Annotated in this window: 16 protein-coding genes; all 16 read left to right on the forward strand. The window is 59.2% G+C overall.

All coding sequences use genetic code 11. The annotated features are described in order from the left end of the window. Positions 1-171: 171 nt before the first annotated feature. The 16 genes from plsX (at position 172) to era (ending at position 14,718) form a co-directional block, all read left to right on the forward strand. Entirely contained in the window at positions 172-1,233 is a 1,062-nt protein-coding gene (gene plsX, locus GJA_RS07540) for a phosphate acyltransferase PlsX (protein ID WP_038490591.1), read from the forward strand. Positions 1,234-1,248: 15 nt separating this feature from the next. Beyond that, on the forward strand, positions 1,249-2,235 hold the full coding sequence (locus tag GJA_RS07545; protein WP_038490594.1) for a beta-ketoacyl-ACP synthase III: 987 nt from the start codon (positions 1,249-1,251) through the stop codon (positions 2,233-2,235). Between the two features lie 31 nt (positions 2,236-2,266). Further along, complete coding sequence (gene fabD / locus GJA_RS07550; RefSeq protein WP_038490596.1) at positions 2,267-3,208, forward strand: ACP S-malonyltransferase; 942 nt, start codon at positions 2,267-2,269, stop codon at positions 3,206-3,208. Positions 3,209-3,292: 84 nt separating this feature from the next. Then, positions 3,293-4,054 (forward strand): 3-oxoacyl-ACP reductase FabG, encoded by a 762-nt coding sequence (gene fabG, locus GJA_RS07555; protein ID WP_038490599.1) that lies wholly within the window; start codon positions 3,293-3,295, stop codon positions 4,052-4,054. 200 nt (positions 4,055-4,254) lie between these two features. Next, complete coding sequence (gene acpP / locus GJA_RS07560) at positions 4,255-4,494, forward strand: acyl carrier protein (RefSeq protein ID WP_008449912.1); 240 nt, start codon at positions 4,255-4,257, stop codon at positions 4,492-4,494. A 29-nt stretch (positions 4,495-4,523) separates the two neighbouring features. Continuing rightward, the gene (gene fabF, locus GJA_RS07565) at positions 4,524-5,771 is read left to right on the forward strand and encodes a beta-ketoacyl-ACP synthase II (RefSeq protein WP_038490604.1); all 1,248 of its coding nucleotides are present in this window, start codon (positions 4,524-4,526) and stop codon (positions 5,769-5,771) included. Positions 5,772-5,930: 159 nt separating this feature from the next. Further along, a complete protein-coding gene (locus tag GJA_RS07570) occupies positions 5,931-6,395 on the forward strand; it encodes a hypothetical protein (protein ID WP_144241443.1) in 465 nt (154 codons plus the stop codon). Positions 6,396-6,437: 42 nt separating this feature from the next. Then, entirely contained in the window at positions 6,438-7,076 is a 639-nt protein-coding gene (gene rpoE, locus GJA_RS07575; protein WP_051780420.1) for an RNA polymerase sigma factor RpoE, read from the forward strand. An 80-nt stretch (positions 7,077-7,156) separates the two neighbouring features. Then, entirely contained in the window at positions 7,157-7,483 is a 327-nt protein-coding gene (locus GJA_RS07580; RefSeq protein ID WP_038490613.1) for a sigma-E factor negative regulatory protein, read from the forward strand. A gap of 210 nt (positions 7,484-7,693) precedes the next feature. Next, positions 7,694-9,205, forward strand: a complete 1,512-nt coding sequence (locus tag GJA_RS07585; protein WP_038490616.1) for a DegQ family serine endoprotease — start codon at positions 7,694-7,696, stop codon at positions 9,203-9,205. A 59-nt stretch (positions 9,206-9,264) separates the two neighbouring features. Beyond that, positions 9,265-9,534 (forward strand): glutaredoxin family protein, encoded by a 270-nt coding sequence (locus tag GJA_RS07590; protein ID WP_038490619.1) that lies wholly within the window; start codon positions 9,265-9,267, stop codon positions 9,532-9,534. Positions 9,535-9,847: 313 nt separating this feature from the next. Continuing rightward, positions 9,848-11,638, forward strand: a complete 1,791-nt coding sequence (gene lepA / locus GJA_RS07595; protein ID WP_038490621.1) for a translation elongation factor 4 — start codon at positions 9,848-9,850, stop codon at positions 11,636-11,638. After that, on the forward strand, positions 11,638-12,555 hold the full coding sequence (gene lepB / locus GJA_RS07600) for a signal peptidase I (RefSeq protein WP_038490624.1): 918 nt from the start codon (positions 11,638-11,640) through the stop codon (positions 12,553-12,555). The genes lepA and lepB overlap by 1 nt, the downstream gene beginning before the upstream one ends. A 21-nt stretch (positions 12,556-12,576) precedes the next feature. Next, positions 12,577-12,987 (forward strand): DUF4845 domain-containing protein, encoded by a 411-nt coding sequence (locus GJA_RS07605; RefSeq protein ID WP_038490626.1) that lies wholly within the window; start codon positions 12,577-12,579, stop codon positions 12,985-12,987. 17 nt (positions 12,988-13,004) lie between these two features. Next, positions 13,005-13,814 carry a ribonuclease III gene (gene rnc, locus GJA_RS07610; protein WP_038490629.1) on the forward strand — a complete coding sequence of 270 codons (810 nt, stop codon included), beginning with the start codon at positions 13,005-13,007 and terminating at the stop codon, positions 13,812-13,814. 1 nt (position 13,815) lies between these two features. Continuing rightward, entirely contained in the window at positions 13,816-14,718 is a 903-nt protein-coding gene (gene era / locus GJA_RS07615) for a GTPase Era (protein ID WP_038490631.1), read from the forward strand. The last annotated feature ends 24 nt before the right edge of the window (positions 14,719-14,742 follow it).

The following is a 14,742-nucleotide window of genomic DNA, read 5'->3' on the forward strand; positions in this document are numbered from 1 at the left end:
GTAGGATGCAAGCGGTGTTACGTGGTTTTACCGGCGTGGCGCCGCTTCTTCTTTTTCAACGGCTGCAATGTTCTTTTGCACACCGTCATTTTGAATCACGCTGACTCTGGCTGGCTCATGCTCTGGCTGACGCCCCTTGCCGCACTCCCTGCGCGGTATTGAATCAAAACAATGACAATCAAAATTTCTATCGACTGCATGGGCGGAGATCATGGTCCCTCGGTCACTATTCCCGCAGCAATTTCCTTCATCAACCGCGAACCCGACGCTGAACTGATCCTGGTGGGATTGGAAGACGTGATCCGCGCCGAACTGAAAAAACATAAAGCCGAAGCGCATCCGCGCCTGACGGTACTGCACGCTTCCGAGCAAATCACGATGGACGATCCGCTCGAGGTGGCCTTGCGCCGCAAGAAGGATTCGTCGATGCGCGTGGCGATCGAACAAGTCAAGGATGGCCGGACGCAGGCGTCTGTGTCGGCCGGCAATACGGCGGCCTTGATGGCGGTATCGCGCTACGTGCTCAAGACCATGGCCGGCGTCGACCGCCCGGCCATTTGCAGCGTCTTGCCAAATCAAAAGAATGGTCCGACCTATATGCTGGACCTGGGCGCCAACGTCGATTGCGAACCGCACCATTTGCACCAGTTCGCCATCATGGGGTCGGTGCTGGTCACGGCGATGGAAGGCATCGCCCGTCCGACCATCGGCCTGCTCAATGTCGGCACCGAAGATATCAAGGGCAATGAAGCGGTGAAATTGACCGCCAAACTGCTGCAGGCCGACCACCAGCGCGGCGCGCTGAATTTCTTTGGCAATGTCGAAGGCAACGATATTTTCAAGGGCACCACCGATATCGTCGTCTGCGACGGTTTTGTCGGCAACGTCACCTTGAAATCGATCGAAGGCCTGGCGCGTTTCGTCAAGGATGTGATGACCTCCGAATTCAAGCGCAATCCGCTGACGATGCTGGGCGCGCTGATTGCCAGGGGGGCGCTGAAAGCGATCTCGAACCGGCTCAATCCATCGCGCTACAATGGCGCCAGCCTGCTGGGTTTGCGCGGCCTGGTGTTCAAGAGCCATGGCGGGGCGGATGCATATTCCTTTGAATGGGCGATCAAACGGGCGTATGATGCGGCAAAAAATGACGTGCTCGCGCACTTGTCGACCATGATCGCCGACCTGATGCCGCGTGAGCCAGTCACACAGGAAGTACCAAGCTCAACTATTTAGTGGACGGTAAGCGGCATGACTTTGTACAGTAAAATTATCGGTACCGGCAGCTATCTGCCAGAAAAACGCGTCACTAACCATGACTTGACCGCGCAACTGGCGGCCAAGGGCATTGAAACCTCGGACGAATGGATCGTGTCGCGCAGCGGCATTTCGGCGCGCCACTATGCGGCGCCGGAGCAGAATTCGTCCGACCTCGGCGTCGCGGCGGCTAAAAAAGCGCTGGAGATGGCCGGTTTGCAGGGCAATGACCTGGACCTGATCATCGTGGCCAGTTCGACCCCTGATTTCTTTGGCAGCTTCCCCAGCACCGCCTGCATCGTCCAGGAAAAACTCGGCATCACCAACCATTGCGCGGCAGTCGACGTGCAAGCGGTGTGCAGCGGTTTTGTCTACGCGGTGGCGACCGCCGACAGCTTCATCAAGTCCGGCATGCATAAGAACGTGCTGGTGATTGGCGCCGAAGTGTTTTCGCGCATCCTCAATTTCGACGACCGCACCACCTGCGTGCTGTTCGGCGACGGCGCCGGCGCGATCGTCATGACCGCTTCGGAAGAGCCCGGCGTGCTGGCCACCAAATTGCACGCCGACGGCCGCCATTCGCACATCCTGAGCGTACCGGGCAATCCGGACGGCGGCGCGCTGGCCGGCAGCGCCTTCCTGTACATGGATGGTCCGGCGGTATTCAAGCTGGCCGTGTCGGTGCTGGAAAAAGTGGCCCACGAAGCGTTGCAGCACGCCAACATGAGCGCCGACCAGATCGACTGGCTGATCCCGCATCAAGCCAATATCCGCATCATGAACAGCACGGCCAAGAAACTTGGTTTGCCGCCTGAAAAGATGGTGGTGACGGTCGACCAGCATGGCAACACCTCCGCCGCATCGATTCCGCTGGCGCTGGATCTTGCAGTGCGCGATGGCCGCGTCAAAAAGGGCGACAATGTGATGATGGAAGGCGTAGGCGGCGGCTTCACCTGGGGCGCCGTGCTGGCGCGTATGTAGCATCAACACCTCGGTTTTGGATGGATATCACATGACTCAATTTGCATTTGTTTTTCCCGGTCAAGGTTCGCAAGCGATTGCGATGCTCGACGGTTTTGCCGGCAATCCGCTGGTTGCGCAGACTGTTGCTGAAGCGTCGGACGCGTTGCAGTTCGATCTCGGCAAGCTGATCGCCGAAGGTCCGAAAGAAGAACTCGACCTGACCACCAATACCCAGCCAGTGATGCTGACCGCCGCCGTGGCGGTGTACCGCGCGTGGATCGCCGCCGGCGGTCCGCTGCCGTCGGTGGTGGCCGGCCATAGTCTGGGCGAATATTCGGCGCTGGTCGCCGCCGGCGTGATCTCCTTCAAGGATGCGGTGCCGCTGGTGCGCTTCCGCGCCCAGGCGATGCAGGAAGCCGTGCCGGTCGGCCAGGGCAGCATGGCGGTGGTGCTCGGTTTGTCGGACGACGATGTGCGCGCCGCTTGTATTGAAGCGATCGCGGCCGATCCGGCGCTGGTGGTCGAGGCGGTCAATTTCAATGCGCCTGCGCAAGTTGTGATCGCCGGCCATACCGCCGCGGTCGAGCGCGCCTGTGAACTGGCCAAGGCCAAGGGCGCCAAGCGCGCGATGAAATTGCCGGTGTCGGCGCCATTCCATTCGACGCTGCTGAAGCCGGCTTCCGACCGCTTGCGCGACTATATGGCCGAGCTGCATTTCTCGGCGCCGCACATCGCGCTGATCAACAACGTCGATGTGGCGGTGGTCAGCGATCCGGCCAGCATCAAGGATGCGCTGGTGCGCCAGGCCGCGAGTCCTGTGCGCTGGGTCGAGACGATGCAGAAAGTCGCCGCCGACGGCATCACGCAAGTGGTCGAGTGCGGCCCCGGCAAGGTATTGATGGGCTTGACCAAGCGCATCGATGCATCGCTGGTGGGCGACGCGATCGTCGACCAGGCGTCGCTGGAACGTATTTTGGCTTTGCTTAAGTAATCAGTACCCAAGGCAGGCGGTGCGGCAAGCAGTGCCGCCGCCGCTTGTGCGGTAACCTCAATCAGTCAGGCATTAAGGACAACCATGAATTTAGTCAATCAAATCGCGCTGGTCACCGGCGCTTCGCGCGGCATCGGCCGCGCCATCGCCGTCGAGCTGGCAAAGCAGGGTGCTACAGTGGTCGGCACCGCCACCACCGAAGCGGGCGCCGCCGCCATTTCCGATTACCTGGCCACGGTCGCCGCGGAACTCGGCGTGGCAAGCGTCGGCAAGGGCGTGGTACTGAATGTCACCGATGCGGCGCGTTGCGCGGCGGTCATCGATGAAGTGCAGAAATCGTATGGCAGCGTATCGATCCTGGTGAACAACGCCGGCATCACGCAAGACCAATTGGCGATGCGCATGAAGGATGAAGAGTGGGACAACGTCATCCTGACCAACCTGAGCGCGGTCGGCCGTTTGTCGCGCGCCGTGTTGCGCGGCATGATGAAGGCCAAGGCTGGCCGCATCATCAACATCACCTCGGTGGTCGGTTCGACCGGCAATCCGGGGCAGATGAATTACGCGGCGGCCAAGGCTGGCGTAGAAGGCATGGGCCGCGCGCTGGCGCGTGAAATCGGCAGCCGCAACATCACCGTCAACAGCGTCGCGCCGGGTTTCATCGATACCGACATGACCAAGGCGCTGGGCGACGAGCAGCACGCCGCCTTGCTGACGCAAATTCCGCTGGCGCGCCTTGGCAAGCCGGAAGATATCGCCGCCGCCGTATCGTTCCTGGCGTCGCCGCAAGCGGCCTACATCACGGGCACCACGCTGCACGTGAACGGCGGCATGTACATGAATTGAGGCCCGGTTGATGCCCGGTGAACCCGAAGCGCGCCGCCGTAGCGGTCTTTTTGAAGAAGCGGCGTTATATTTGTGTTTATAATCGCATCTTTTAGCAGTAAATTCGGTTGAATTAGCAGCAGACGCCGAAATTAGTATTCGGACGCGCAAACCTGATAAAATGCGCGCACTTTCCGTAACACACACAATGGAGTTATAACATGTCGGATATCGAACAACGCGTTAAGAAAATCGTCGCTGAGCAACTGGGCGTTGCAGAAGCAGACATCAAAATCGAATCCTCCTTCGTCGACGACCTCGGCGCGGACTCCCTGGACACCGTCGAACTGGTGATGGCCCTGGAAGACGAATTCGAAATGGAAATCCCTGACGAACAAGCTGAAAAGATCACCACCGTGCAACAGGCTATCGACTACGCCACTGCACACGTCAAGGCCTAAGCCTGTCTGACCGACTTCAGGAGAATCGCTTGAGCCGTTCTAAAAACCGTCGTGTCGTCGTTACCGGCCTGGGCTGCATTTCACCTGTCGGCAATACTATTGCCGAGGCGTGGAGCGCAATCGTCGAGGGAAAATCCGGCATCGCCACGATCACCAAGTTCGATGCACTGCCGTTCAGCACTCACTTTGCAGGTGAAGTCAAAGGTTTTAATATCGAAGACTACATTACCGGCAAGGAAGCGCGCCACATGGATACCTTTATCCATTACGGCATGGCGGCCGGCATCCAGGCGATCCAGGATTCCGGGATCGCTGTCACCGAAGAGAACGCCGATCGCATCGGCGTGATCATCGGTTCCGGCATCGGCGGCTTGCCGATGATCGAAGAAACCAAGACCGAATATGACAAGCGCGGCCCGCGCCGCATTTCGCCATTTTTCGTGCCGGCTTCGATCATTAACATGATCTCTGGTAATCTTTCGATCAAATACGGCATGCGTGGGCCTAACCTGTCCATCGTCACCGCCTGCACCACCGGCTTGCACAGCATCGGTGCGGCGGCGCGTTTGATCGAGTACGGCGACGCCGACGTGATGATCGCCGGCGGCGCGGAATCGACCGTGTCGCCGCTGGGTCTGGGCGGTTTCGCCTCGGCCCGCGCCCTGTCCGCACGTAACGACGATCCGGCAACGGCATCGCGTCCGTGGGACCGGGACCGCGACGGTTTTGTGCTCGGCGAAGGCGCCGGCGTGATGGTGCTCGAAGAGTACGATCATGCGGTTGCGCGCGGCGCGAAGATCTATGCTGAATTGCATGGTTTTGGGATGAGCGCCGATGCTTATCACATGACCTCGCCGCTGGAAGATGGTAGTGGCGGCAGCAAGTCGGTGATTTCTGCCCTGAAAAACTCTGGCCTGAATCCGGACCAGATCGATTATGTCAATGCACACGGCACGTCGACCCCGCAAGGCGACCTGGCGGAAGTCATGGGCATCAAACGCACCTTCGGCGACCATGCAAAGAATCTGGTAGTCAATTCGACCAAGTCGATGACCGGCCATTTGCTGGGCGGCGCGGGCGGCCTGGAAGCAGTGTTTACGGTATTGGCGATCCACCACCAGGTGTCGCCTCCTACCATCAACATCTTCAACCAGGATCCGGCGTGCGACCTGGACTTCTGCGCCAACACGGCACGTGACATGAAGATCGATTATGCGGTCAAGAATTCGTTCGGCTTCGGCGGCACGAATGGCACGCTGGTCTTCGGCAAGGCCTGAGGTCCGCTTTAAAAACGCTTGAACTTTTTAGCGCTCACGTGGGTCAAACCATGTGAGCGCTAATTCGGCGCCAACGCTCGTTGGCGCCTGAATTTGCCCGGCATGTCGCCGGCGCGCCTGGGCATAGTGCCACTTTGTTCTTCCCTTTGAAAACCAGTCATGTCGATTGCCGTGTCTGCCGTCGTCCGTCCTTCTGTTTGCCTGCGTCTTTTGCAGGCGTGCTTTGCCGTTGGCGGACTGGCCGCCGGCGCCGTGCTGGCGGCCGGCGGCGATGCGCATGCGTGGCGTTGGCCGGGGGCGGCCGCGAGCATCGCCGGCGGCGGGTTTTTACTGTTTTTTCTGCGCCAGCACATAAAGCCGCAGCGGCTTGATATATCCGGGGTCGGTTCGATGCGGCTGGCGGTATATCTGGAAGCGGGAGGGGACGATGGACGCACGGTCGAACTGCAGGCGGGTTCGACCTTGTGGCCGGGATTATTGCTGCTGCGCTTGCGCGGCGAGGCGGGGCGCATCGGCGTGTTGCCGGTCTGGCCGGGGCAGGCCTGTTGCACGGATTTCCGGGGGCTGGCCGTGGCGTGCCGGGCAATTGCCGGACGCGGCGCCGACATCGAACAAAAAAATTGACCGAATACTGAACTTCTTGCAACGGGCCAACTCTATAGCTATATGGAGATCCGCGCTGCATGCCACCGAGGATCGGCAGTGAGTACAGAACGCGAGTGCGACCAATTGCTGGTCGAGCGGGTCCAGGCAGGTGACAAACGGGCATTCGATGCGCTGGTGTCGAAATATCAGCGCCGGCTGATGCGTCTCGTGTCGCGCCTGGTGCATGACCCGGCGGAAGCGGAAGATGTGGTGCAAGAAACGTTTATCAAGGCGTACCGCGCTTTGAAGCATTTTCGCGGCGATTCGGCATTTTATACATGGTTATACCGGATCGGTATCAATACCGCCAAGAATTTCCTGGTGACCCAGGGGCGGCGTACGCCGACATCGACCGATTCAGGCTCCGAGCAAGCCGAATCGTTCGAAGATGGCGATCATTTGCGTGACATCAATACGCCGGAATCCATGCTGGCGAGCAAGCAGATTGCTGAAACCGTCAATGCGGCGATGGATTTATTGCCGTTGGAATTGCGTACCGCCATCGTGCTGCGAGAAATAGAAGGCCTGAGCTACGAAGAAATTTCCGCCATCATGGTCTGTCCGATCGGCACCGTGCGCAGCCGGATTTTCCGCGCGCGCGAAGTTATTGCGGAAAAATTGAAACCTTTGTTGGATATGCCGATTGACAAACGCTGGTGAATCCAGTGATTATAGGCAAGACAACGGCAGAGTTTGCTTGGGCTTCCACGCGCAACGATCTTCATATGGCAGGAACTGTGATGGATACGCAAAAACGATTGCATGAAAATATCTCGGCGCTGGCCGATGGCGAACTGGCCGAACATGAAGTCGAGCTGGCCTTTGCCGCGCTCGATACGCCCGATGGGCGGGCGGCCTGGAATGCCTACCACCAGATCGGCCATGCCTTGCGCTCCGACGATTGCGGTTTCGACTTGAGCGGCGGCTTCAGCGCACAACTGGCGGCGCGGCTGGCGGCCGAGCACGATGCTGCGGGGGGAGCTTCCAGCGAGCCTGCCAGTAGATCTGCCAGCGAACCGGCCGATAGCGCCGTTGCCGTGCCGCTGCGGGCCGGCAGCCTGTCCTGAGGGCGTCACGCCTCGCGCGGCAGGTTTTTATGCGCCATGCTCTTGAAAAACATTGTCTGCACAATATCTGGTGTGGGCGTGATGGAGCGTTTTCGCTTACCATGCATTAATGCCTATTGCTGCCATGCAATAGCAGGCTGGTGCATTACGTGTGCAGCGTCATTCTGCATTTCCCTTTCAATACTCAAGCATACTCAAGCGATACTTTTCATGAAAAAAAATATTTCTGCCGGTAGTAAGACTCTTTCCGCGCTGCTGATCAGTGCCGGTGTATTGTTTGCGCCCGCCATGGCCGGCCTGGCGCCGGCCGCGCAGGCGGCCGCGGTGGCCGGCTTGCCCGATTTTACCGACCTGGTCGACAAGGTCGGCCCGGCGGTGGTCAATATCCGTACTACCGAGCGCCTGAAGCTGAGCCAGCCGGGGCAGGGCGGCAGCGACGAGGCTGAAATGCAGGAATTTTTGCGCCGCTTCTTTGGCGGCGCATTGCCGCCGCAACTGTCGCCGGGCCAGCCGTCGCCGCGCCAGCAGGCGCCGCGCCGCGGCCGTCCAGCGCCCGTGCCGCAAGAACAGGAAGTGCAGCGCGGCGTCGGTTCCGGCTTCATCATTTCGGCCGACGGTTATGTGCTGACCAACGCCCATGTGGTCGATGGCGCCGATGAAGTGTATGTGACGCTGACCGACAAGCGCGAATTCAAGGCCAAGGTGCTGGGTGCCGACGCGCGCACCGACGTCGCATTGCTGAAAATCGAGGGCGCCAGCCTGCCGCGCCTGACGATGGGCGATTCCAGCAAGATTCGCGTGGGCGAATGGGTGATCGCGATCGGTTCGCCATTCAACCTGGAAAACTCGGTTACTGCGGGTATTATTTCCGCCAAGTCGCGCGATACCGGCGATTATCTGCCGCTGATCCAGAGCGACGTGGCCGTCAATCCCGGCAATTCGGGCGGCCCGCTGATCAATATGCGCGGCGAGGTGATCGGCATCAACTCGCAAATCGCAACCTTGTCGGGTGGTTATAACGGCATTTCCTTTGCGGTGCCGATCGATGAAGCGATGCGGGTCGGCGATCAATTGAAGAAAGCCGGCAAGGTCACGCGCGGCCGCATCGGCGTGCAAATTGGCGAACTGAGCAAGGAAGTGGCCGAATCGCTGGGCTTGAAGGACGCCAAGGGCGCGCAAGTGTCGATGGTCGAACCGGGCGGTCCGGCCGACAAGGGCGGTATCAAGGCTGGCGACATCATTCTCAAGTTCAACGGCGTGCAAATCGAACGTTCGTCGGACTTGCCGCGCCTGGTCGGCGGCACCGCCGTCAACAGCAAGGCCACTGTGACGGTCTGGCGCAAGGGCGCGCTGCAAGAAGTGCCGGTCACCGTGGTCGAGCTGGAAAACGACAAGAAGGCCGGCAAGAAGGCCGGCACCAAGGCGCCGGCCGACGAGCAGCCGTCGAACGCGCTGGGCTTGACGGTCAGCGACTTGAGCGATGTCAAGCGCAAGGAATTGAAAGTCGACGCCGGCGTGCTGGTCGAAGACGCCGATGGCGTGGCGGCCGCGGCGGGCTTGCAGGCGGGCGATGTGATCTTGCAGGTGAATAACACCGGCATCAAGGACGCCAAGCAATTCAATGCGGTGGTCGCCAGGCTCGATCCGAAAAAAGCGTCGGTGGTGCTGGTGCGCCGCGGCGATACGTCGCAATATGTGTCGCTGCGCCCGTCGGCAAAATAAGCGGTCCGCCATCTTAATCTGGCCAGGGGCTGCGGCTCCTGGCATTGACCTTTGCGCCCATGTACTTGACCCCGCACTTCACCCTGTATTCCCGCAGTTATTGCCATTTATGCAGCGACATGCTCGACGCCTTGTCGGCATTAAACGGGTCAGCGCGTCCGTTTACGGTCGAGGTGATCGATATCGATAGCGACGCAGCGCTGGTAAAGCGCTACGATGAGCTGGTGCCGGTGCTGTTCGGCGATCTGGACCAGCCCGAGTTATGCCATTATTTCCTCGATGAGCAGCGCGTGCGCGATTATCTGGACGCCGTAGTGACTGTCACTTAATGTTATTAAAAATAAAATTTTAAGCCGCATCCGCCTTGTTTTGGCCGTAAAATGTGGGTGAAATTGCATCGATGCCCGTGGCTGCATGTCATAACACGGGCTTTCTACTCTGAAATCCGGTAAAATGGGGTGGTCGAAAAAAGCTCCTGTCGGATGCAGCAGCTTCTGTCGCTTCAAAGGCGCTCGCATGGGGCATCATCGCCCCGATCGGAGCGCTTTTTTTATCATTGTGTGGGGTGCCGGGCCTGGTCCGGTTTTTTGTCCCCGGACAACCCAGTAAGCAGTGTCGTCAACTTCGCATTTATATTTGTTAATGAACAACATACGCAATTTCTCCATCATCGCCCACATCGACCACGGTAAATCGACCTTGGCCGACCGCATCATTCAATTGTGCGGCGGCTTGTCCGACCGCGAGATGGAAGCGCAGGTGCTCGATTCGATGGATCTGGAGCGCGAACGCGGCATTACCATCAAGGCGCAGACGGCGGCGCTGCACTACAAGGCCCGCAACGGCGAAATCTATAACCTGAATTTGATCGACACCCCGGGCCACGTCGACTTCAGCTACGAAGTCAGCCGTTCGCTGTCGGCCTGCGAAGGCGCGCTGCTGGTGGTCGACGCGTCGCAAGGCGTCGAAGCGCAAACGGTGGCCAACTGCTACACCGCGCTCGACCTGGGCGTCGAAGTGGTGCCGGTACTCAATAAAATCGACTTGCCGAACGCCGATCCTCCGAGCGCCATCGCCGAGATCGAAGACGTCATCGGCATCGACGCGGCCGACGCCGTGCATTGCTCGGCCAAGACCGGCCTCGGCGTGCAAGACGTGCTGGAATCGCTGATCTTGAAAGTACCGCCGCCGAAGGGCGACCCGGACGCGCCGCTGCAAGCGCTGATCGTCGATTCGTGGTTCGACAATTATGTCGGCGTGGTGATGCTGGTGCGCGTGGTCAACGGCACCTTGCGCCCGAAAGACAAGATCCGCCTGATGGCCACCGATTCGGTGCAACTGGTGGAAGATATCGGCGTGTTTTCGCCGCGCTCGCAATCGCTGCCGATGCTGTCGGCCGGCCAGGTCGGCTTCATCATTGCCGGCATCAAGGAATTGAAGGCCGCCAAGGTCGGCGATACCGTGACGCTGGCCAGCCGTCCGGCGCCGCAACCATTGCCGGGTTTTAAGGAAGTGCAGCCGCAAGTGTTCGCCGGCCTGTTCCCGGTCGAGGCGAACCAATACGACGCGCTGCGCGACTCGCTGGAAAAATTGAAATTGAACGACGCCGCGCTGATGTACGAGCCGGAAGTGTCGCAGGCGCTGGGCTTCGGCTTCCGCTGCGGTTTCCTCGGCTTGCTGCACATGGAAATCGTGCAGGAGCGCCTGGAACGCGAATTCGACATGGATTTGATCACCACCGCGCCGACCGTGGTGTACGAAGTGGTGCAGCGCGACGGCAGCGTGATCAATGTCGACAATCCGTCGAAGATGCCGGACCCGTCGCGCATCGAAGAAGTGCGCGAGCCTATCGTCACGATCAATCTGTACATGCCGCAGGAATACGTCGGCTCGGTGATCACGTTGTGCATCGCCAAGCGCGGCGTGCAGATGGACATGAGCTATCACGGCCGCCAGGTCAAGCTGATCTATGAAATGCCGATGGCCGAGATCGTGCTGGACTTCTTCGACCGCCTGAAATCGACGTCGCGCGGTTATGCGTCGATGGATTACGAGTTCAAGGAATACCGCGCGGCCGACGTAGTCAAGGTCGACATGCTGATCAACAGCGAAAAAGTCGATGCGCTGGCGATTATCGTGCACCGTTCCAACAGCCAGTACCGTGGCCGCCAGGTGGCCGCCAAGATGCGCGAACTGATCCCGCGCCAGATGTTCGACGTGGCGATCCAGGCGACCATCGGCGCCAACATCATTTCGCGTGAAAACGTCAAGGCCTTGCGCAAGAACGTGCTGGCGAAATGTTATGGCGGCGATATCAGCCGTAAGAAGAAATTGCTGGAGAAACAAAAAGCAGGTAAGAAACGCATGAAACAAGTGGGTTCCGTCGAGATCCCGCAAGAAGCATTCCTGGCAATTTTACAAGTGGACGCATGATGAACCTGCAAGTGATCTTAGGAAATTTCGCTTTAATCCTGTTCGTATTGATGGTGTTGACCGGCGTGGTCTGGTGCCTGGACGTGTTTTATCTGGCGAAACAGCGCCGCCTCGCGGCCGACCGCGCGCTGGCCGACTACGATGCGCGCCAGGCCAAGTTCGCCGCCGAAGGCATCAAGACCGAGCCTGGCGTCAGCCGCGCGGCGATCGAAGCCGGCTTGCTGCGCCAGCCGACCTGGGTCGAATATTCGGGCAGCTTTTTCCCGGTGATCGCGCTGGTGTTCGTGCTGCGTTCCTTCCTGTACGAGCCGTTCAAGATTCCATCGTCGTCGATGGTGCCGACCTTGCTGGTCGGCGACTTGATCCTGGTGAACAAGTTTACCTATGGTATACGCCTGCCGATCATCAACAAGCGCATCGTCGAAGTCAACGATCCGCAGCGCGGCGACGTGATGGTGTTCAAGTACCCCAAGGATATGACGCAAGACTACATCAAGCGCGTCATCGGCGTGCCGGGCGATAAAGTCACCTATGAAAACAAGCGTTTGACGGTGAACGGCAAGCCGGTCGAGTACACCGCGCTGGACGATTACCTGGACGATGAAAAGCCGATTTACCACAAGCAATTGCAAGAAGGCTTGACCGGCGTGCAGCACCGCATCTTGAACGATGAAGAAAAACCGACCCTGATCCTGGGCGAAGTCAGCGACTTTCCGCACAAGGAAGCGTGCGACTACAACGAAGACGGCTTTACTTGCGTGGTTCCGGCAGGTAATTACTTCATGATGGGCGACAACCGCGACAATAGCGCCGACAGCCGTTATTGGGGGTTTGTGCCCAATGAAAACATCGTCGGTAAGGCATTTTTTGTCTGGATGAATACCGGCAACTTGAAACGCATAGGCGGCATCCATTAAACCGGCGACCGGGAGCGCGGCATGAGTAACAGCAGAATCGGCAACATCGGGCGCCATGCTCGCAAGCAACAAGGCTTGTCGCTGACGGGCTTGATTTTTGTCCTGGCCGTACTGGGCATGCTGGTCTTGCTCGGCTTCAAGATCGTGCCGACCTATGTCGAATACCGCGCCATCCTGGGCGCCATCAAGAGCGCCAAGGCGGCCGGCGGCACGCCTGCCGAAGTGCAGAACGCCTTCGACAAGACCGCCAGCGTCACGTATATCGACTCCATTAGCGGCAAGGACTTGCTGATCGGCGCCGAAGACGGCCAGATCGAAGTCAGCTTTGCCTATGAAAAGAAAATCCCGCTGATCGGGCCCGCAAGCCTGGTGCTTGATTACGCAGGCAGCACCGCCAAGGGCGGGGCGCCGCTTGCCAAGCCTGCCGAATAAACAGAATTGAAACCACAATGAATCTTCAGTTATTGCAAACCCGTTTAGGCTATACGTTCCAGGATGCTGGCCTGTTGCAGCAAGCCTTGACGCACCGTAGCCACAGCAGTTTGCATAATGAGCGGCTGGAATTTTTAGGCGACTCGATTCTCAACTGCGTGGTCGCCTCGATCCTCTACGAACGTTTCCATGCGATCGACGAGGGCGACCTGTCGCGTTTGCGCGCCAACCTGGTCAAGCAGCAATCGCTGTATGAGATCGCGCAAAAACTGGAGTTGTCGCAATTCCTGCGCCTCGGCGAAGGCGAATTGAAATCGGGCGGCTTCCGGCGCCCATCGATTTTGGCCGACACGCTGGAGGCGCTGTTAGGCGCCATTTTTTTGGATACCGGCTTCAATGCCGCGCGCGACGTGATCCGCGCCTTTTATATTCCCATCCTCGACTCGGTCGACCCGCAAACGCTGGGCAAGGACGCCAAGACCTTGCTCCAGGAATTTTTGCAAAGTAAGAAAATCTCCTTGCCACAATACAATGTGGTGGCCACCCACGGTGCGGCGCACAGCCAGGAATTCGAAATCGAATGCCTGGTCCCCAAGCTCAATATCCAGGTCTACGGCCGTGGCGGCAGCCGCCGCGCCGGCGAGCAGGCCGCCGCCAAACTGGCGCTGGAAGTGGCGGAACAGGCGTTGCTGAAAACCCCGGCCGCCAGCCGCAAGGCCAAGCCGCGCACCGCCCAGCTGAAACTGGCCGGCATCGCCACCAACCAGAGCGATGCCGCCGACAGCGTCGCCGCCATCGCCATCAACACTCAACAGAATCGACACTAGCATGACCGCCACTCCTACGCCCGCCAACTTCCGCTGTGGTTATATCGCCATCGTCGGCCGCCCCAACGTCGGTAAATCGACCCTGATGAACGTGCTGATCGGCGCCAAGGTCAGCATTACCTCGCGCAAGGCGCAGACCACGCGCCACCGCATCACCGGCATCCAGACCGTCGACGACGCGCAATTCATCTATGTCGATACGCCGGGTTTCCAGACCCGCCATTCGAACGCGCTGAACAAGACGCTGAACAAGACCGTCACCAATACCCTGATTTCGTCGGACGTGATCCTGTACGTGATCGAGGCGGGCACTTTCGGCCCGGCCGACCAGCAAGTGCTGGACCTGCTGCCGAAGGAAGTGCCATGCATCCTGGTGATCAACAAGTCGGACCGCGTCAAGGACAAGGCCATCCTGCTGCCGTTCGCCCAGCAAATCGCGGCCAAGCGCGATTTCGCGGCGATCGTGCCGGTCTCGGCCAAGTTGCATTTCCAGTTGGAAGGCTTGCAAAACGAGATCAAGCGCTTCATGCCGGAAAACCAGCCGATCTTCGGGCCGGACGACATTACCGACCGCAGCGAGAAATTCCTGGCGTCGGAAATCGTGCGTGAAAAACTGTTCCGCTTCGTCGGCGACGAATTGCCGTACACCAGCACCGTATTGATCGAGAAATTCGAGCAAGAGGGCGATTTGCGGCGCGTATTCGCCGCCATCCTGGTCGAGCGCGACACGCATAAATCTATGATCATCGGCAACAAGGGTGCGCGCCTGAAAGAAGTGTCGACCCAGGCCCGGCTGGACATGGAAAAACTGTTCGGCGGCCCGGTCTACCTGGAAATCTGGGTCAAGGTCAAATCCGGCTGGGCTGATAACGAAGCCGGCTTGCGTGCCTACGGTTACGAATAAGCCACGGCCACCATTGCCACTATT

Origin of the sequence: Janthinobacterium agaricidamnosum NBRC 102515 = DSM 9628 (assembly GCF_000723165.1) — a bacterium.
Lineage (GTDB): Bacteria > Pseudomonadota > Gammaproteobacteria > Burkholderiales > Burkholderiaceae_D > Janthinobacterium > Janthinobacterium agaricidamnosum.